The following is a 19,013-nucleotide window of genomic DNA, read 5'->3' as shown; positions in this document are numbered from 1 at the left end:
AACTAACATACCCCGCGTTTATCCAGGAACCCCTCTTCGCGTTTTCTTTCTTCCAACACCCCCCCCGCTCCTACATGCGTTCGGTGTGTGTTTCAGGTTTTGCGCACTCGGGTCAGTTCCGACAAGCCGACCTTGAGCAGCCGCGCGGTCTTGCTGGCGGCTAGTTCTTCAAGCCCTTCGTGCTCGGTCAGCCGCGCCATTTGCACCGCCAGGTTCACCACCAGGGCTTCGCGCGAATACACCCCGCCTTCCAGTGAATAGATCCCTGCGATCAACTGCCGCAACTCCAGCGGCAAGCGCCAACGCGTGCGCAACGCCGAACCGTAGGCGGCGCCAAAGGCGTCGAGGGATTCGCCTATGGCTTCATCATCCAGGGCGCCGCCGCCCTGGCGCCAGTCTTCCAGGCAGCGCAACAAGGCCAGGTCGCCCAAGCGATGCAGGATGCAGGCGCTGTAGCAGCGCTGGTGGTCGAGCTCCAGCATGCGCGCCAGGCGCCGGGCGTAGTCGGCGCTGTCCTGGGACAATTGCCAGTGCCGCTCGGCGTAGGCCACCAGCCCAGGGTCGCCCAACACCACGTTGTGCTTGAGCGCCAGGCCCAGGATGAGGTTCATGCTCTGGCCGGGCACCAACTTATGCAGGGCCTCTGACAGGGTCTGCACTGGCGTGCCGTGGTAGCCGGCGCTGTTGGCGGCGGCGATCAATACGGCGGTGATTTGCGGGTCGCTGTGCACCTGGTCTTCCAACTGCTTGAGGTCCAGGCCTTCGGGCCCCAGGCTGCGTTGCACGGCGGTTTTCACATCCACGCGCAGCGGCGCGCCATCGCAGACCTCGCGGCGTCGCTCCAGAAAGGCTGGCAAGGTCATACCCGGCGCCAGCGGTGGAATTTCGCAGTACACGCTTTCGCCTTCATTGAGCAGCAGGTCTTGCAAGCGCTGGGTCAGGCTTTCCATGTTCAGTGGGCGGGTCAGGTAGGCGGTGGGCGCCAGGGGCAAGGCTTCGCGCACGCTGGCGCTGTCGTTGCGACTGCTCAGCAAGATAAACGGCAGCGAACGGCGCTTCTGGCGCACGCTGCGCAGCAGGCTCAGGCCATCCACGCCCGGCAACTCCCAATCCGCCAGGATCAGGTCATAGGTTTTTTCGCCCAACAGCGTGGCGGCGTGCTGCCCATCGGCGCACACATCCAGCCGTGCGTCACAGCGCACATTCAACAGCACTTGCTTGAGCAGGTCCCGCGACCAAGGGTCTGCTTCGGCGATTAACACTCGAGGTACAGCGGGTAAATCAACAGCAGTCATCCAGCACGCTCCATCGGCAATGCTTGCACCTTAGACAATGCAGGCGCGTGCGTACAATGAAGCAGGCACAAAAAAACCGCCGAAGCGGTTTTTTTGTACGGGCTGTAACCTGTGGCGAGGGAGCTTGCTCCCGCTGGACTGCGCAGCAGTCCCAAATCAAAGAGCGGGGCCGCTTCGCGCCCCAGCGGGAGCAAGCTCCCTCGCCACAGTGACTAAGGTTGGTCAGAGTTCGGAGAAACACTCTTCGATGATCGCCAGGCCTTTGTCCAACTGCTCGTCCGGCGAGGTCAGGGGCACCAGTACGCGCAATACGTTGCCGTAGGTACCGCAGGACAGCAGGATCAGGCCCTTGTCACGTGCCTTGGCTACCACGGAGGCAACGGCGGCAGCGTTTGGCTTGTGGGTGTCGCCGTCTTCAAACAGCTCGACCGCGATCATCGCGCCCAGGGCACGCACTTCGCCGATCACCGGGTACTTGGCCTGGATGGCCTTGAGGCCAGTCACCAGGCGCTCGCCCACGGCCTTGCAGCGGTCCAGCAGGTGCTCTTCTTCGAACACTTCCATCACGGCCAGGGCTGCTGCGCAGGCAATCGGGCTACCGGCATAGGTGCCACCCAGGCCGCCTGGGGCGATGGCGTCCATGTACTCGGCCTTGCCGCACACACCGGCCAGCGGGAAGCCGCCTGCGATGGATTTGGCGAAGGTGGTCAGGTCGGCGGCAACGCCCATCTGTTCCATGGCGAAGAAGGTACCGGTACGGCCGGCACCGGTTTGCACTTCGTCGGCGATCAACAGGATGCCGTGCTTGTCGCACAGTTCGCGCAGGCGCTTCATGAAGGCTTTTGGCGCGACGTAGAAACCGCCCTCGCCCTGCACCGGCTCGATGATGATGGCGGCGATATCACGCGGCTCGGCGTCGTTCTTGAAGATGCGCTCGATGCTGGCGATGGAGTCGTCGACGCTCACACCGTACAGTTCGTTGGGGTACAGCGCACGGAACACGCCGCCCGGCATCAAGCCCATGCCGGCCGAGTAAGGCACGACCTTACCGGTGAGGCCCAGGGTCATCATGGTGCGGCCGTGGTAGGCGCCGGTGAAGGCGATCACACCGGCACGGCCGGTGGCGGCGCGGGCGATCTTCACGGCGTTCTCCACCGCTTCGGAACCGGTGGTGACCAGCAGGGTTTTCTTGGCGAAATCACCCGGCACCTTGGCGGCGACTTTTTCGCACACTTCTACGTAGGGCTCGTAGGCCAATACCTGGAAGCAGGTGTGGGTCAGCTTGTTGAGTTGCTCGGTCACGGCCGCGATGATTTTCGGGTGCACGTGGCCGGTGTTCAGCACGGCGATACCGCCGGCGAAGTCGATGAACTCGCGACCTTCAACGTCGGTCACGGTGGCGTTCTTCGCGGAGTCAGCGAAGATCGGGTGAATCTGGCCAACACCGCGCGGTACAGCGGCTTCGCGGCGTTTCATCAGGGATGCGTTGGTCTTGCTCATAAAGTCCTCATTCGCCGCTCATCGGGCGGCGTGGCTCAAGGATAGGTGGCGGGGAGGCAACTACGGCAGCATGCGATGATCGACTGCCACAGCTTTCCCGGCCACTGCGAATAACCATGTGAAACACGCAAAGGGGCAGCGCTCTCGTGCCCTCTGCGTTTACTGCAATCCCGTGCCTTAGATACCCAGGCAGAGGTATTTGATTTCCAGGTAGTCCTCGATCCCGTACTTGGAGCCTTCACGGCCCAGGCCGGAGGCCTTGATGCCGCCGAACGGCGCCACTTCGTTGGAGATCAACCCGGTGTTGACGCCGACCATACCGTATTCCAGGGCCTCGGCCACACGGAACACACGGCCCAGGTCGCGGGCGTAGAAGTAGGAAGCCAGGCCGAACTCGGTGTCGTTGGACATGGCGATCACTTCGGCTTCGTCTTTGAAGCGGAACAGTGGCGCCAGCGGGCCGAAGGTTTCTTCCTTGGCGACGGCGGCGTTTTTCGGCACGTCGACCAGGATGGTCGGTTCGAAGAAGTTGCCTTCCATCACCTTGCCACCGGCCAACAACTTGGCGCCTTTGCTCAGGGCATCAGCGATATGTTCCTGCACCTTGGCCACGGCTTTTTCGTCGATCAGCGGGCCGGTGGTGGTGCCGTCTTCCAGGCCGTTACCGATCTTCAATTTGGTCACCGCCACCTTGAGCTTTTCAGCGAAGGCGTCGTACACCGAATCCTGGATGTACAGGCGGTTGGCGCAGACGCAGGTCTGGCCGTTGTTGCGGTACTTGGAGATGATCGCGCCTTCGACGGCCTTATCCAGGTCGGCGTCGTCGAACACGATGAACGGTGCGTTACCGCCCAGCTCCAGGGAGACTTTCTTGATGTCCTTGGCGCATTCGGCCATCAGCTGGCGACCAATTTCGGTCGAGCCGGTGAAGGACAATTTACGCACAATGGGGTTGCTGGTCAGCTCGCCGCCGATGTCGCCAGCACTGCCGGTGACTACGCTGAGCACGCCTTTGGGGATACCGGCGCGGTGCGCCAGCTCAACCAGGGCCAGGGCCGAAAACGGGGTTTGCGAGGCGGGCTTGATCACCATGGTGCAACCGGCGGCCAGGGCCGGGCCGGCTTTACGGGTGATCATCGCCGCAGGGAAGTTCCACGGGGTGATGGCGGCGGTCACGCCGATAGGCTGCTTGATCACGATCAGGCGCTTGTCGGGCTGGTGGCCGGGGATCACGTCGCCATAGATGCGCTTGGCTTCTTCGGCGAACCACTCGATGAAGGAGGCAGCGTAGACGATTTCGCCCTTGGCCTCGGCCAGCGGCTTGCCTTGTTCGAGGGTCATCAGGCGGCCGAGGTCGTCCTGGTTTTCGATCAGCAGTTCGAACCAGCGGCGCAGCTTGTTGGCGCGCTCCTTGGCGGTGAGCGCACGCCAGGCTGGCAGGGCCTTGTCGGCTGCTTCGATGGCGCGGCGGGTTTCCGCGGCGCCCATCTTCGGCACGGTGCCGAGAATCTCGCCCGTGGCCGGGTTGTTGACCTTGATGGTTTGACCATTGTCCGCATCGACCCAAGCGCCATCGATAAAGGCTTGCTGGCGGAACAACTGGGTGTCTTTAAGCTGCATGTCGGCTTTCCTTAACAGCACCGCGCGCACGCGGAGCGAATTAGAGTTGTTGAAAGGCGCCTTGTGGGCTGCCGTCAGGGAAATCAGCCCCAGCGCGCAGAAGAAATGAAAGAGCGCACGGGAGACAGAGCGTTTGAAATCTCAAACGAATCCTAGGATCAATGGGGGTACAGGGCAATAGGATGTTCGAAAAAAAGAACGAATATGGCGCATCCGGTTCATCTTTCGGATCAAACGCACACACGACAACAGCCCCGGAGCCTGGTGGGCGCCGGGGCTGCTGGGGGCTCTGCAGCTTAAGGTTGGAACGACTTGAGCACGGCCAACAGGCTGGTCAAGTTGTCGGCCACGCCGCCCTGGGCGACTTTTTCGGTGGCGGCGGCGCCAGCGGTGGTGTCGACGCTGTAGATCTGCATCACGCCCTGGTTGGTGGCCGCCTGGGCCAGGGTGTTTTGTTGCTGTTGGGCCGAGACCGAGTTCTGGAACAGGATCGCCGTGGCCTGGCCCATGGATTGATAGATGGTGCTCATGGCCATCGCGGGTGATTCGGCAACCACCTTGACGTTGGTCTGGGTGACGGCATCGGTGATTTGCGGGCTGACTGTACTCATGGTTGAAACTCCTGGGTTGAGAAAGAACAACATCCGTTATTGCTCAGTGCTTAAGGCTGGAAAGACTTGAGCACGGTCAACAGGCTGGTGAGGTTATCCGACACGCCGCCCTGGGCGACTTTCTCGGTAGCCGCCGCACCTGCGGTGGTATCGACGCTGTAGATCTGCATCACGCCCTGGTTGGTGGCCGCCTGGGCCAGGGTGTTTTGCTGCTGCTGGGCCGACACCGCGTTCTGGAACAGAATCGCCGTGGCCTGCGCCATGGATTGATAGATAGTGCTCATCGCCATCGCAGGCGATTCGGCCACCACTTTGACGTTGGTCTGGGTGACCGCGTCGGTAATTTGCTCGTTGACTAATGGCATGATCAATTTCCTTATTTAGTACACGGTGCATTCCGTGTTCATCAATGAACGTTGCGGAACAGGCGCTGTGAAACGCAGGGTCAAGGTTTTGCAGTGGGGCCCAGCGCCGCTTCAATCTGGGCGATCAACCCCTGGATCAGTGCCTGCACTTCCTTGCGTTGCGCATCCTGGTCGGGAGCTGCGCCGTCCAACACCTGGCGCAGCGCCGCTTCACGTTGCAGGGCAGCGGTCTTGAGCGCTTGTTCGTTGGCCTTCGATTGCGCAAGCACTTCGGTAGCGCGCTTGAGGGTTTCGTCGACGATGGCCTGGGGCGTTCCGGCGAAAATCTGCGGGTTGCGCAGCATCGCTTCGAGCCGTTGGCGGTCGTCGGTGGACAGGACCGAGGGTGTGGAAGGGGGTGCCATGTCGATCTCCTTGGGTTTTACGTCGCCTGCAAAAGGGCCGCTAAAGCCGCACCTCTCTGCCGTCTTCCCAGAAACCGGCAAAGAAAAAACGCGGCGACGCAGCACAGAACGTCGCGAGCTCTGCCGGTGTCATCGCTGAGGGTTGCCGATTGAAAATGGCCGGCGGTGGCGGAACCAGATTGGCCGCGTTGTAGAGGTTGCCGACCTCATAAGCGTTGGCCGCGAATTGTGAGCAAAAGGAACCGCTGCCTATCGCTATCGACTCATTGATCCGAGCCTGCAGAGTGTCGTTGGCCTTCCAGTTCTTGAATGCAGAAAGCATCGCGTTCCACGCGCTATAACTGCCGTCGATTTCATCGCCGAGCTTGTCGAAATAAAACTGCTTGGCCGCCAGCGCCGCCGCAAACCCCAGCTCAGTGTCACGGCAGGAAAACACCATGGCGGTGCGAGGGGGTTTTTCCAGGCTCACGTCAGTCAACGCCAGGCCAGTGCCGACGCTTTCGATCACCATGGTCTTGCTCACCGCAATTGCCGGGTGGACCACATTCAGATACGTCGTGTCCTGTGAGAACACCTTGGCTTTGACCAACTGACCGGCTTTGATGAAAGCCCGCGTCGTACTGTCATCTTCTTGCTTCACCGAAAAAATAAGATCTCCAACGTCCATGATGTCGCTCCTCACTCAAGAAAAGTTGCTTTCAAGTTGCTGTTGCACCGCCCCAGCAGAACGCCGAAGCGCTGTGCTCGGTTCAGGCCGCTGGCGCGGCCCGGTTGGCCAAGGTGTCGGCGTACTTGGCGATGCTCTGGTCGATCTTGTCGATGGCCACGCTGGCGGCTTCGGCTTCCATCGCACCGGCAGCGGCAGCCACGGCGGCAGCGGCGCCTACCAGCAGGTCGGTGGCCAAGGCGCCCAAGGCGTCTTCGGCAGCGGCCGGCAGGTTGTCCTTGACGATGTTCTCGGTCATTTGCTGGAGCAGCACGGCCTGGGCCGCCAACGCGATCTTGCTGACCCCATCGAAGTACCCCGCCGCCGCTTGCGCCACTAGCCCGGCCGCCTGGCTGATCATCATGTCGGCCGGCACCGCGATCTGCGCCGGCGCATAGGCAAAGTTCTGCGCGTTGGTGAACTGCACCGCCTGCACGATCTGGCTATTGAGCGCCGCCGTACTGTCGGATGACGGCGCGCTCACCTGGTTGAGCAGGTGCTCGTTCATGCGCGCCATGATCGAGCGCGAGGCCGGTGCAGGGGGCGCTGTCGCCGGAGGGTCGGCGGCGGGCGTTGCTTGGGAGGCGGCGGGTTTCTTGCGACTGAACCACGACATAATCAATCTCCCGAGGGCTCAGCCCTTCTCGCCAATCTGCATGATCAGCGCCACGGCCTTGGAGATCACCGCGTTGGAAATCTGATTCATCGCCTGCTGGCTGTTGACCGCGTTCTGCAACGACAGGCCCGCCGCGCTGCTGGCCACCTGGTACAGCGACGCGATGGCCTGGGCCGGCGCCTCGGCCACCACCTTGACGTTGGTTTGAGTGACCGCGTCGGTGATCTGGCTGTTGACCTCTGTCATACATCTCTCCTTGATGGCATTCACCCAGGTTTGGGTGTGGATAGCGGCGGCGTGCTGCGCTCATACCACTAGAACGCCCCACGCCAACGTCTGTGAATCACCTTCAGCGCAAGGCACTGCGCAGCAGTTGCACACGCTTGCGCACCAGCGGCAGCTTCACGTGCAGCTCGGCGGCGATTTGCGGGTAAGGCAGGTCGTCGACAAAGCGCATCTCGAACAAGCGCTGCTGCAACAGCGGTAACCGTGCGACGTGCGCCTCGATCTGCTCCAGGCGCTCATAACATTCCACCCGCTCCAGCACCGAAGCGCAGGGCGCGGCGAGCGCGGCCAGGTGATCGTGCTCAAGGTCCACCGAATCATCGAACAGCCGCCCCTCGCGCTTGCTGCGCCGCAGGCTGTCGAGAAACACATGATCGAGCACCAGAAACAGAAACCCCTGAGGGTCGCGAATGCGCTCCGGCGAACGCCGAAAAAACAGCAGGGCCTTGATCGCCGTGGCCGACAACCACTCCTGGCCCTGATCCAGATTGCCCTTGGCCCGCCGCAACGCCCGGCGCCTGAGCTCGCCGTGCACAGCGCGCCAACTCGCTTCGAACAAACGGTCATCGGCGGCCCATTGATCCTTGAACTGAACAGTCATCCCCATCGCCAGCACTCCTGTGCATCCTTGATGAAGGGCCAGTCTGCGAGGGCTCGACGGGGGTACGCTGTTACCTGGGGAACACCGCCACAACTAATTCAGCGCAAAAGCCTTGCGCCGTAACTGCTCAACATCGTTGATCACCATGCGCTCCAGATCGCCGCTGATCACCCCACTGCGCCGCCACACTTGCAGCTGTACATTCAGCTTGGGCCGGCTGGTATTCAGCATCGACGCCAACACCCCTTGGCTTGCGGGCAACGACACACTGGGCAAGGCCAACGCCAGGTCGATCTCACCCAGATTGGCCAACAGAAACCGCGCCAACCGCGACTCCAGCCGATGCAGGCACACCAACTCCAGCAACTCGATGGCGTGCAGTAACCTCAGCATCATCAGCATCAACAGGCGCCGCAGAAACACCGGCTCCTCAAACAACACAGCAAAATGCCGGCTACCCAACTGCAACAAACGCGTGGGCCCGCTGGCAAAGGTAGAAGACTCGCGCCCATGATCCTTGATCAACGCCGTCTCCCCCACCACCTGCCCGGCCCCGGTACTGCCGATAATCTGCTCGCGCCCATCGGGCCCATGCACCACCGAATAAATCCGCCCCTCCACCACCAGCGCAATGAATTCGAGGGTGTCGTCCTTGAAATACAACAGCTCACGATCATCCAGCGTGCGCTCCACCATATGGGTGGCAACGTAGCGCAAGAGATGCTCCGGCATACCTCGAAACAAATCGGAGCGAGCCAGCAGGGTTTGTCTGAGCGGGAGATCGAGCATCACGGTTCCTTTGGAATGCATGCGTTCACCTGAGGAATTGCGGCGTGGAAGCGGTGTAAAGCCACAAGAGCAAAGCAAACAAAGGGACGTGCGGCGCGGGGAGTTGTGAATGAGGGTGGCGATTAGCCATTTTTTGTCGGAAATGGACGACAGGGGGCGGGGCAAATGCCGGAATGGACGCATCAGGTCGACATGGGTATGATGTCGCCCGCACAAGCATCCGTAGCTCAGCTGGATAGAGTACTGCCCTCCGAAGGCAGGGGTCGTGGGTTCGAATCCCGCCGGGTGCACCAGATATGAAATGAAAAAGCCTCAGGTCGGGAGATCTGGGGCTTTTTTGTGCGTTTGGTGGGTGGTGAGAGAGTGTTGAGTCGCGTCGGGATAGTAGAGGTGAAAATAAATCCCCTTTTCCCCTCCCTTTTTCCCAAGCAGTTTTCCAGCTCTACGATCATTACGATTTCACCGCCTTGAGCGCCGGTCTCAAGCAAAGAAGAAAACGCCTACACAGGAACCTCCGCCCTGATCAGCGTACCGCCTTCGGCCAGATTGCGGGCAGTAATGGTACCGCCATGGGCGTGGCAGATCGCACGGGCGATGGACAAGCCTAGCCCGCTCCCCCCCGAGTAACGTGCCCTGGAGCGCTCTGCACGCCAGAAGCGGTCGAACACGCTGTCCAGATGCTGGGCTTCGATACCTGGCCCTCGGTCACCGACTTCAATCACCACCGAACCGTGAACCCGGCGCGCCGTTACATTCAACTCGCCTCCCCCGGCCGCATAACGCAGCAAGTTATCGACCAGAATGTTGATCACCTGGCCCAGGCGATCACGATCGGCATGCATACGAAGCCCATCAGCAATACTGACCTGCGTCAGCACGCAAGCCTCATCCAACTGCGGCTGGAACCACGCCAACCGCTCCGCCACCAGAGCTGCCAGAGAAAACTCGCTGCGCTCCAGCACCAGCCGGCCAGCACGAGCCATCGACAACAGGTGCAAATCATCCACCAGCTTTCTGAGTTGATCGAGCTGACGCTTGACCATGCCCAACTGCATGGCATCGCTGGGGAATACCTCATCGAGCATACCCTGCACGCGCCCCATGGCGGCGTTCAAGGGTGTGCGCAGTTCGTGGGCAATGACCGCGCTGGATTCACGCACATCGCGCTCATAGCGCTCCAGTTGCGTGGTCATGCTGTTGAAGTCGCTGACCAGCCGTTGCAGCTCGTCGGGCGCGTCGCGGTGCACCGGCAGGCGAGTCAGGAAATCACCGCCGGCGACTCGCCGGGCGCCCTGGGCAATTGCCGAGAACTGGCTGGACAAGGGCCGCGAAAACCACAGGCCGAAGCCAATGATGATAGGGATCGCGGCCAGCACCAGGCCGATCAGTATCAGCCAGTCGCGATTGGCGATAGCCGGCTGGAAATAGTCCAGCGGATAGTACTGGGCAACCACTTGACGCAAGCGTGCCTCATTGAGCTCTGGCTCGGCGCGCAACGCCAGCAGCTCCTCACGCGGCCCAGGCGGCAGATGCTGCACAAAATACCAGTCCGACAGTGTGACGTTGATCCACATGCACACCGAGATCACCACCACCGCGCCGATCGCCAGCAGGCTCATGCGCAGGCCGATCCAGCGCCACATGGGTTTGTCGTTGACCCGCGGTTGCTCAAGCATGTGCGTTACCTGAATCGATAGCCAATGGAGCGCACCGTGACCAGAACGCCGGTGATGCCGTGGTTTTCCAGCTTGCGGCGCAGGTTGTGCACGTGGGTGTCGACGACGCGGGCCAGGGCTTCGCTTTCCGGTAGGCAGATTTCCAGCAACTCATCACGAGTGAAGGCCTTGGACGGCGTCTTGAGCAACGTCACCAGCAGCTTAAATTCCGTTGGGGTCAGGTCCAGCCATTGCGGTGGTGCTTCGCCCTGCTCAATGGCCGCGGTAAACGCAACAAGATCCACCCGCAGGTTTTCATGGCGCAGCAGGTGTTCGACCGGTTGGTTGCCGGTGGTGCGCCGCAACACCGCGTGCACCCGCGCCACCACTTCGCGCGGGCTGTAAGGCTTGACCACATAGTCGTCCGCGCCATAACGCAAGGCACCGAGTTTTTCCGGTTCGTCGCCCATGGCCGTGACCATGATGACCGGCGTGTCACTGCTACGGCGCACGGCGGATAACACCTCGGTGCCGCTCAAGCGCGGAAGCATCACGTCGAGCAGGATCAGGTCGGGCTGCCAGCTTTTGTACAGGTCCAGACCGCGCTGGCCGTCTTCGGCCAGGGCCACCTCATAGCCATCCCGGAGCAAGTAGGCTTCGAGAATGTTGGCGCTGTCGGCGTCGTCTTCGACGATGAGGATACGTTTTCCTGACACAAAGAAGCCTCTTGATGAAACCTTGATAATTTACGAACGGTTTATTGAAAGTGCGCTGCCAGTATTGCCCTACGCCCGCTTTCGCGAGCCGATCCTATGCCGACCACTGCATCGCTGTCCAAGCCTATCAACGGGCCTGAACAGCTCGATCAGAGGGAGGCGTTGTGTCGCGCGTCGGCGGGCGCACTGCTGTCTTCTTTTGCACATAGGGCCTGACCATGAACTTCACCACCTCCCCTACCCACAACGTTCTGTTGGGCGCCGTCACGCTGCTGTGCTGCGCGCTCGCGCCCCAGGCTCAGGCGACCGACGCCAGCCCGACAGCCGAAGAAACCACCGTTACCCTGGGCCTTGGCATGGGTGTCACGCCTCGCTACATGGGTGCTGACCGCTACCGTCCGCTCGTACTGCCGATGCTCAGCATCCAGCACGGAGCGTTGTTCGCCGACACCACTCGCGGCGTGGGCCTGCAATTTCAATCCGACAGTGGTTTTAGCGCCAGCGCAGCGATCAATTACGACCTGGGCCGCAAAGAGAAGGACAGCATCACCAGCCCGGGCGGCGACGAGCTCAGAGGTATGGGCGATATCAACGGCGCAACCGTCGCCGACTTTACCCTCAGCCAACAACTGCTTGACTGGCTGTCGGTCAACGGCGAAGCCGAACTGCGCATGGCCGGCGAGCACCGAGGCAACCGTTACCGCTTTGGCCTGGAAGGCATCTTGTTGCACACAGACCGCGACACCCTGAGCCTGGCCATCGACGCCCATGCCGGCGATAGCCGCTACAACCAGACGTTCTTCGGCGTCACCCAGGCTCAGAGCCAACGCTCGATCTACAGCAAGTACACCGCCGACGCCGGGATCTATGCCTACTCCGCTGCCTTGAACTGGCAGCACACCTTCGACGCGCACTGGTCAACGCTGGCCAGCCTGACGCTGACTCAATACGCTGACCAGGCCAGCGACAGCCCGCTGGTAAGGCGCGAAACCGCAGGCTTGGGCCTGTTTGCAATCAACTACACGTTCTGACAACAAGCCCCGGGTATGCAGGCTTCATCTGAACTATCCCTGGGGCAGATTCCAGTCCTGTGCGAATGGCTTTTCAGACCGCGCAAGGTTCTCCCCATCAGGGCGTACACACGATGATCCGTTTGAAGTACCTGTCCAAAAGAGCCGTGCTGCTCTATGCGCTATTGATGAGTATCGGCAGTCAAGCCTCCCCCACCCTGCATACCGAAGCGTTCGTGCATCCTGGCCTGCTCCAGACCCGGGAGGACTTCACGCGGATACGCGAGAAGCTGGCCAACTATAACCAGCCGTGGCTGGCCGGCTGGCAGAAGCTGATCGCCAACCCCCATGCCTCATTAGCCTGGCAGCCCAACCCGATGCCGGTGGTGTACCCCACTTCAGGCGGCCCGAATAACGACAGTGTTCTGTTCAACGACGCAGCCGCCGCGTATGCACTGGCCCTGCGCTGGCAGATCTCCAACAACCCGGCGTATGCCGACAAGGCCGTGAGTATTTTGAACCAGTGGGCCTTGACCCTCACCGCGATCAAAGACAAGCCCGGCAGAGCTTTGGTGGCAGGCTTGTACGGCTACCAACTGGCCAACGCGGCCGAACTGCTGCGCAGCTACCCAAAGTGGCGGGCGGAAGATTTCCAGCGTTTTCAAGGCATGATGCTCACTGTGTTCTACCCCATCAATCATGACTTCCTGGTGAACCACGACGGCGCCCGGCCTGATCATCATGGGGCCAGCTGGGACCTAGCCAACATGAACTCGATGCTGGCCATCGGCGTACTGACCGACCGCCGCGATCTCTACAACGAGGCCGTCGACTACTTCAAGCACGGCACCGGTAACGGCGCCATCGCCCACGCGGTGTGGAAGCTCTACGGCGATGGCCTTGGTCAAGTCCAGGAAAGCGGACGTGATCAGTCACACGCAATGCTCGACATAGCCCTGCTCGGCAGTTTCTGCCAAATGGCCTGGAGCCAGGGCAACGACCTGTTCGGCTACCAGAACAACCGCGTGCTGCAGGGCGCCGAGTATGTGGCCAAGTACAACCTTGGCCAGGAGGTGCCGTTTACCCCCATCCCCAACAGCAGCTTCAAACAGACCGTCATCTCGGCCGATCATCGCGGCGAAACCCGTCCGATATGGGAACTGCTCTACAACCACTACGCCGTGCGAAAGGGCCTCAGCGCACCGAATGTGCAGGCCATGGCAAATAACGTCCAAGTGGAAGGTGGTGGCGGGGATTATGGTGCTGACAGGGTTGGCTACGTCCAGCTGGGGTATGGGACGTTGCTGTATTCGTTGGGGGAATACGGTTTGTCGGAGATGCAGTTAATGCCTTAGAGGTATATCACCGAAGCTGCGCTGCGCATTACAAATGCGTCCTTTCTACCTGTCAAATTCGAGGAATGGCAAGAACGCATTGGTGTGTTGGAAATGTCAAAGGACGCCAGCACCATCGCCGCAGAAGTGTGGAGCCAGATATGAATGAAACACCCGAGGTCTTTAGACCCGGGGCTTTTTTGTGAGCCACTTGCACGCGCAACTCGATGTTGCTACGAGTGGCTAAGCGCCTACATCCCGATGGGTTGAGTATTATGAAGGCCTTGATGAATTCCCGGAATGCTGCTTTTCCAGGCTTGAAATTTCACCGCGCAACACCCCCTCCAACACCCCAAAAAACCCCTGAATATGCCCCTGCTTCAACGCCTGCGGCCGCGTCACCAAATAAACCTCCATCGCCGGCAGTTCTATCTCCTGAAAAACCTCACTCAACCCCGTCGCCAAAATACGCGGCAACACCGCCACCCCCATCCCCCGCTTCACCGATTCAAGCTGCACCGCAAACGAACTCACCCTGATCGGAGCACGGTCCACCCCCGCAGCTTTCGCAGCGCGCATTTGCGGCAGCAGATCCAGCGGCGGCAGCAAGGCGATACTGGCGGCGGTAGCTGGCGTTAGCGCAGGAAACCGTTGCAGGTATTCAGCAGTTGCGAATACGCCGTAAGCGAGTTTGCCGAGCCCTCGGTAGATCAGGGAAGGTTCGCCCAGGTGTGCGGTGCGTATGGCGATGTCGGCCACGCCTCGTACGATTTTGTGAAAGTCGGTGGTGACCTGTAGTTCTACGGAACAGCCTGGGTGCTGGGAGGTGAAGCGGCTGGCGGCCTCAAGCACGCTGGCAGAAAAGCCTTCGCCGGCGCTCACCAGCACGGTGCCGCTGAGGGTTGCTGGCGCGCCGTCGGCGGGGGCCTGGCGGCGCAGGCCGGATTCGGCTGCCAGGGCGACGTCCACCAGGGCTTGGCCTCGGGAGGTGAGCCGGCAGCCTTCCACGCCGCGTTCCACCAGTGGCTCGCCCAGGGCGGTTTCCAGTTGGGTGAGGCGGCGGGAGACGGTAGAGGCCGCGATACCGAGTAACTGGCCTGCCTGTAAAAAGCTGCCGCGCCGTGAGACTGCCAGCAGCAGTCGAAGATCGTCCCAATTTGCCTGCAATGCCATATCTCCGCGCTTCCCTGGTGTGCAGATGTGCAAAGCCATTATGCCGTAGGCGCTGTTTTTACGGCGCGGGCTCGCGGGTATATCTACTGGCCTTCTCAACAAATGGAATGGCCTGTATGAACACGAACCCCAATCGCTTGCGCAGCACCTTTGTGACCGGCGCCACCGGCTTGCTGGGCAACAACCTGGTGCGGGAGCTGGTCGCACGGGGTTATGCGGTGAAGGCGCTGGTGCGCTCGGCGGCCAAGGGTGCGCAGCAGTTCGGCGATTTGCCGGATGTGGAACAGGTGGTGGGAGACATGGCGGATGTGGATGCCTTCGCGGCGGCGTTGCAAGGCTGCGATACGGTGTTTCACTGCGCGGCGTTTTTTCGGGATAACTACAAGGGCGGCAGCCATTTGGAGGAACTGGAGAAGATCAATGTCGTCGGTACCCGAGCCCTGCTGCAACAGGCGTATGACGCCGGTGTGCGACGGTTTGTACATACTTCGTCGATTGCCGTGCTCGACGGTGCCCCCGGTACGCCGATCGACGAGACGTGCCTGCGGGCCGAAGCCGATGCGGATGACTACTACCGCAGCAAGATCCTGGCTGAGCGGGAGGTGTTGAGGTTTCTTGAAAGCCATCCGCAGATGCACGCTTGCATGGTCTTGCCCGGTTGGATGTGGGGGCCGGGTGACCGTGGGCCGACGTCTTCGGGGCAGTTGGTCCGGGACGTTATCAACGGCAAGCTGCCGGGGCTGATTCCTGGCACCTTTTCGCTGGTCGATGCCCGCGATGTGGCCTGGGCGCACATTGCTGCCGCCCAGAGCGGGCGACGGGGCGAGCGTTATCTCGCAGCCGGTCGCAACTTGACCATGCGCCAGCTGATTCCGGTGCTGGGGAGTATTGCCGGGGTCAAGGTGCCCTCCCGCCAACTGCCGCTGCCCGCGCTGTACCTGTTGGCAGCGATGCAAGAGGCCTACGCCTACCTGACCGGCAAGCCCATCTTGCTGAGCATGGCGACGTTGCGGCTGTTGATACGCGAGGAGCACCGTACCCGCTTTGACCATCGCAAAAGTGAAGAGGAACTGGGGCTGAGTTTTCGTGTATTGGAGCAGACCCTCACGGACACGGTGGCGTGGTCCCGGGCCTACGGCGGATTGTAATAAAAAGCCCCAGGTCGACAGGCCTGGGGCTGGTTCGTGGCGGCAGGTTCAACGCTGTTGCAACGCCTCTAGCCGTGCCGGCAAGTCCTCCTCGGGAAAGCGTTGGTACAGCGCCAGCAGTTTTTCATCCGCGGCCCTGGTTTCACCCGCTCGACGCAGGTTCACAATTTCCTGCAGACCTGCTTCCAACGTAGGCAGCGCCCGTTTGCTGAGTTTCAGCGCTGGCTGATCCGCCACTGCGCTTTCGGCTTGAGCAGGCGCACTTTCAACCCGTGGCGCTATCGCCATCCGGGCCATTGGCGCGGGGGCGGAGAAGGCTTGCGGCGCTGGCTGGGCGGCTTCTTCGTGGTGCGGCGCAGAGAATGTCGCGGTGGAGATTTCGGGTTGCGGCACGGGGGAGCGCATGACCACGCCGATCATCAGTGCCAACCCGGCGACGGTGGCAAATGCCATTTGCCAGCGCGGGCGTTGGCAGGCTTGCAGCCAGCGTTGCCACAGGCTGGGTTGCGGCTGCGGGGCTTCGCGACGGGCAGCGTTGAGGATGAAGGCGTCGAGGGACGCGGGCGGCTCGCCCGTGCTGTGTTGACGATAGTGCTGGAGCAGCGCGTCGTCTGGGGTGTGTCGGGAGTCAGTCATACGGGTACCTCCTCGGCCAGCAGGCGCCGCAATTTTTGCAGGGCGTAGCGCAAGCGGCTTTTTACGGTTTCCAGCGGGGCGCCGGTGAGGGTGGCGATTTGCGGTACTTCGAGCTCGCCGTGCAGGCGTAGCAGAAACACTTCGCGCTGGTCTTCGGGCAACGCTTGCAGGGCCGCGTCGAGGCGCGCCTGGTCGCGGCTGAGGGTCAGTTGTTGCTCGGGGCCGTCGCTGTCATCGGCCTGGGCGTGGAGCTGTTCATCGTAGCTGTCGTGCAGGGGGTTGTGGATGCCGTGCTTGCGCCAGTGGTCGATCAGGCGGTTGCGGGCGATCTGGAACAACCAGGTGCGAAAACTCGCCCGGCCTTGTGGCTGGGTGGTGCTGCGGATCAGGCTGAGCCAGGTGTCCTGGTAGATTTCTTCGGCCAGTTCGGCTTTGTTGCATAGGGACACGAGGAAGAAGTACAGGCCCTGGCGATGGCGCGTGTACAAGGCTTCGAAGGCGGCAGCGTCACCGGTTCGGTAGCGGGCCAGCAGCGATTCGTCGCTGGGTGAGTCATCTGAAACGGCCATGTAGTGGGCGAACTCCTTTTGGTCAGCCGAAGCAGGATTACTGTAGGAGCGAGCTTGCTCGCGAAGAACGTCAACGATAACGCGTGCTTCCTGGATAAACGCGGTGCCTGTGAGTTTTTCGCGAGCAAGCTCGCTCCTACAAAAAGTTTTAGCAGCATGGCCCCTCCCCCATTTGCACATTGGTGCGGGCGAGATCAGGGCTTGAGGCTTTGGGCCAGCTCCACCAGTTGCACGAATTCGTTGCGCAGCCCGAACGGGTCATCGCCGCGGGCCGAGCGCGCCAGTTTGGCGGTGTCTTGCACACTCATGATGCCAGTGTAGCGGCCATCGCCCTTGAGCTGTTGGGCGAAGGCGGCCACGGCAGACGCGAAGCGCAGGTCGTCGCTGGCTGGGGTGGCCTGGTTGGCGATAGGGCGTTCGATCAACTGGCTGTTACCGCCCGCAGCTGGTTTGTAGCGCACCCGCAGCATCGCCAGCTCATCGGACTTGCCTTCGGTCGCAGGCGCGTCGGCGTAACGCAGAGGTTCCAACCAGCCCTTCTCGCCCTTGGGCACGATTTCATACAGCGCCGTCACCGTGTGCCCTGCGCCAATCTCACCGGCATCGACCTTGTCGTTGTTGAAATCCTCACGCTTCAGGGCGCGGTTTTCATAGCCCAGCAGGCGGTATTCGCTGACCTGGGCCGGGTTGAACTCCACCTGCAGTTTCACATCCCGCGCCACCACGGCCAGGGTGGAACTGAGTTGCTCTACCAGCACCTTGCGTGCTTCGCGCAGGTTGTCGATGTAGGCGTAGTTACCGTCGCCCGCGTCGGCCAGTTGTTCCATCAGGTGTTCGTTGTAGTTGTCCACGCCAAAGCCGAGGGTGGTCAGCGATACGCCGCTTTTGCGCTGGGCCACGGCCATCTGCTTGAGGCTGTCGAAGTCGCTGATGCCCACGTTGAAGTCGCCGTCGGTGGCCAGCAGGATGCGGTTGATGCCCTGGTCGATAAAGCCTTCGCGGGCCATCTGGTAGGCCAACTCGATGCCCGACGCGCCTGCGGTGGAGCCGCCGGCGGTGAGTTGGTCGATGGCGTTGCGGATCTTGGCTTTTTCACTGCCCGAGGTGGGCTTGAGCACCACGCGGGATTCACCGGCATAGACCACCAGTGACACACGGTCCTGATCACGCAGTTGATCCACCAGTAACTTCAGCGTGCTTTTGACCAGCGGCAAGCCTTCGCGGCGGTCCATGGAGCCGGACACGTCCACCAGGAACACCAGGTTGGCGGGCGCCAGTTCTGCCACGGTTTTATCGGAAGCCTTGATGCCAATGCGCAGCAGTTTTGTGCGCGGGTTCCACGGCGTAGCGGCCAGCTCGGTGGTCACGCCAAAGGGGGAGCCATCGGTGGGCAATGCGTAGTGGTAGGGGAAGTAGTTGACCATTTCCTCCAATCGCACCGAGCCTTCGGGCGGCAGGCGGCCTTGGTTGAGGAAGCGCCGTACGTTGGCGTAGCTGCCCGTGTCGACATCCACGCTGAAGGTGGAGACCGGGGTTTCGGCGACGCTATGCACCGGGTTATCCGGCAGGTTGGCGTATTGCTCGCGGGGTTCGCTGCGGTAGTCCATCGTCGCCATTTCCCGCACCCTCATTGGTGCCGGCATGGCCATCCGCTTGACCACTGCATTCTGGATCGGCGCGCTGTGCAGCTCGGCGAGAGGCGCCGGTTCAACCGGTTTGGAGACTTCGGGGGACGATGACAGCCCACACCCAGCCAGCGCCACCAGCAGGGTAACGGTAAAGCCTTGGGCAGCGGGACGCAGGTAAAGCAGAGGGCGGGACATGGGGCTGAACCTCGTGAATGAATGAGCCGTTCACAAGGTCAGACGCGAGGTAGGTTGGGTTCGGGTTAAACCCTCGAAATTCACCTCGATCAATGTGGGAGCGGGGGGGGGGGGGGGGGGGGGGGGGGGGGGGGGGGGGGGGGGGGGGGGGGGACGG

General features: G+C 61.5%; 20 protein-coding genes and 1 tRNA gene. 4 read left to right on the top strand and 17 right to left on the bottom strand.

Annotated elements, in window-relative coordinates; translation table 11 throughout:
* Positions 1–92: 92 nt before the first annotated feature.
* The 11 genes from AC1RAC_RS21025 to AC1RAC_RS20975 all read right to left on the bottom strand — a co-directional run bounded on the left by AC1RAC_RS21025 (position 93) and on the right by AC1RAC_RS20975 (position 8,813).
* Entirely contained in the window at positions 93–1,295 is a 1,203-nt protein-coding gene (locus AC1RAC_RS21025) for an HDOD domain-containing protein (protein WP_072445738.1), read from the bottom strand.
* A 222-nt stretch (positions 1,296–1,517) separates the two neighbouring features.
* Positions 1,518–2,795, bottom strand: a complete 1,278-nt coding sequence (gene gabT / locus AC1RAC_RS21020) for a 4-aminobutyrate--2-oxoglutarate transaminase (RefSeq protein ID WP_200584092.1) — start codon at positions 2,793–2,795, stop codon at positions 1,518–1,520.
* A gap of 177 nt (positions 2,796–2,972) precedes the next feature.
* A complete protein-coding gene (gabD, locus tag AC1RAC_RS21015; protein WP_003187552.1) occupies positions 2,973–4,415 on the bottom strand; it encodes an NADP-dependent succinate-semialdehyde dehydrogenase in 1,443 nt (480 codons plus the stop codon).
* A 296-nt stretch (positions 4,416–4,711) separates the two neighbouring features.
* Positions 4,712–5,026, bottom strand: a complete 315-nt coding sequence (locus tag AC1RAC_RS21010) for a RebB family R body protein (protein ID WP_003187551.1) — start codon at positions 5,024–5,026, stop codon at positions 4,712–4,714.
* Positions 5,027–5,076: 50 nt separating this feature from the next.
* Positions 5,077–5,391: a RebB family R body protein gene (locus AC1RAC_RS21005; protein WP_003187550.1), complete on the bottom strand. Its 315-nt coding sequence runs from the start codon at positions 5,389–5,391 to the stop codon at positions 5,077–5,079.
* Between the two features lie 80 nt (positions 5,392–5,471).
* Positions 5,472–5,795: a hypothetical protein gene (locus AC1RAC_RS21000; RefSeq protein ID WP_105225366.1), complete on the bottom strand. Its 324-nt coding sequence runs from the start codon at positions 5,793–5,795 to the stop codon at positions 5,472–5,474.
* A 40-nt stretch (positions 5,796–5,835) separates the two neighbouring features.
* Positions 5,836–6,477 carry a hypothetical protein gene (locus AC1RAC_RS20995; protein WP_229999321.1) on the bottom strand — a complete coding sequence of 214 codons (642 nt, stop codon included), beginning with the start codon at positions 6,475–6,477 and terminating at the stop codon, positions 5,836–5,838.
* Between the two features lie 67 nt (positions 6,478–6,544).
* Positions 6,545–7,117: a hypothetical protein gene (locus AC1RAC_RS20990; protein WP_054920366.1), complete on the bottom strand. Its 573-nt coding sequence runs from the start codon at positions 7,115–7,117 to the stop codon at positions 6,545–6,547.
* An 18-nt stretch (positions 7,118–7,135) separates the two neighbouring features.
* On the bottom strand, positions 7,136–7,363 hold the full coding sequence (locus AC1RAC_RS20985) for a RebB family R body protein (protein ID WP_003187543.1): 228 nt from the start codon (positions 7,361–7,363) through the stop codon (positions 7,136–7,138).
* A gap of 103 nt (positions 7,364–7,466) precedes the next feature.
* Positions 7,467–8,009, bottom strand: a complete 543-nt coding sequence (locus AC1RAC_RS20980; protein WP_175550956.1) for an RNA polymerase sigma factor — start codon at positions 8,007–8,009, stop codon at positions 7,467–7,469.
* A gap of 87 nt (positions 8,010–8,096) precedes the next feature.
* Positions 8,097–8,813 (bottom strand): Crp/Fnr family transcriptional regulator, encoded by a 717-nt coding sequence (locus AC1RAC_RS20975; RefSeq protein ID WP_158068757.1) that lies wholly within the window; start codon positions 8,811–8,813, stop codon positions 8,097–8,099.
* A 195-nt stretch (positions 8,814–9,008) separates the two neighbouring features.
* Between AC1RAC_RS20975 and AC1RAC_RS20970 the strand changes: the two genes are divergently transcribed.
* Positions 9,009–9,085: transfer RNA gene (locus tag AC1RAC_RS20970), tRNA-Arg, on the top strand.
* A gap of 207 nt (positions 9,086–9,292) precedes the next feature.
* Here AC1RAC_RS20970 and AC1RAC_RS20965 read toward each other — a convergent pair.
* Positions 9,293–10,468 carry a sensor histidine kinase gene (locus AC1RAC_RS20965; RefSeq protein WP_072434685.1) on the bottom strand — a complete coding sequence of 392 codons (1,176 nt, stop codon included), beginning with the start codon at positions 10,466–10,468 and terminating at the stop codon, positions 9,293–9,295.
* A 5-nt stretch (positions 10,469–10,473) separates the two neighbouring features.
* Positions 10,474–11,163, bottom strand: coding sequence for a response regulator (locus AC1RAC_RS20960; protein ID WP_003187519.1), 690 nt, complete (start codon positions 11,161–11,163; stop codon positions 10,474–10,476).
* A gap of 218 nt (positions 11,164–11,381) precedes the next feature.
* Here AC1RAC_RS20960 and AC1RAC_RS20955 point away from each other — a divergent pair, with 218 nt between their 5' ends.
* Both AC1RAC_RS20955 and AC1RAC_RS20950 read left to right on the top strand, forming a co-directional pair.
* The gene (locus AC1RAC_RS20955) at positions 11,382–12,194 is read left to right on the top strand and encodes a MipA/OmpV family protein (protein WP_054896826.1); all 813 of its coding nucleotides are present in this window, start codon (positions 11,382–11,384) and stop codon (positions 12,192–12,194) included.
* Positions 12,195–12,307: 113 nt separating this feature from the next.
* Positions 12,308–13,528 (top strand): alginate lyase family protein, encoded by a 1,221-nt coding sequence (locus tag AC1RAC_RS20950; protein ID WP_054896827.1) that lies wholly within the window; start codon positions 12,308–12,310, stop codon positions 13,526–13,528.
* 252 nt (positions 13,529–13,780) lie between these two features.
* Here the strand turns inward: AC1RAC_RS20950 and AC1RAC_RS20945 are convergent, their stop codons facing one another.
* A complete protein-coding gene (locus AC1RAC_RS20945; RefSeq protein WP_492616954.1) occupies positions 13,781–14,680 on the bottom strand; it encodes a LysR family transcriptional regulator in 900 nt (299 codons plus the stop codon).
* A 116-nt stretch (positions 14,681–14,796) separates the two neighbouring features.
* On the opposite strand from AC1RAC_RS20945, the gene AC1RAC_RS20940 reads away from it, so the two are divergent.
* A complete protein-coding gene (locus tag AC1RAC_RS20940) occupies positions 14,797–15,828 on the top strand; it encodes an SDR family oxidoreductase (protein WP_492616953.1) in 1,032 nt (343 codons plus the stop codon).
* Positions 15,829–15,876: 48 nt separating this feature from the next.
* Here AC1RAC_RS20940 and AC1RAC_RS20935 read toward each other — a convergent pair whose 3' ends face one another.
* The 3 genes from AC1RAC_RS20935 to AC1RAC_RS20925 form a co-directional block, all read right to left on the bottom strand.
* Positions 15,877–16,464 carry a hypothetical protein gene (locus AC1RAC_RS20935; protein ID WP_213152940.1) on the bottom strand — a complete coding sequence of 196 codons (588 nt, stop codon included), beginning with the start codon at positions 16,462–16,464 and terminating at the stop codon, positions 15,877–15,879.
* Positions 16,461–17,033: an RNA polymerase sigma factor gene (locus AC1RAC_RS20930; protein WP_089042037.1), complete on the bottom strand. Its 573-nt coding sequence runs from the start codon at positions 17,031–17,033 to the stop codon at positions 16,461–16,463. Before AC1RAC_RS20930 ends, AC1RAC_RS20935 begins: the two co-directional genes overlap by 4 nt.
* 194 nt (positions 17,034–17,227) lie before the next feature.
* On the bottom strand, positions 17,228–18,856 hold the full coding sequence (locus AC1RAC_RS20925; protein WP_198790417.1) for a vWA domain-containing protein: 1,629 nt from the start codon (positions 18,854–18,856) through the stop codon (positions 17,228–17,230).
* Between the last annotated feature and the right edge of the window lie 157 nt (positions 18,857–19,013).

The sequence above is a fragment of the Pseudomonas sp. GW823-FHT02F05 genome, from assembly GCF_058797315.1.
The sequence above is the reverse complement of the archived record's forward strand: the minus strand, read 5'-3'. Positions and strand labels throughout refer to the sequence as shown.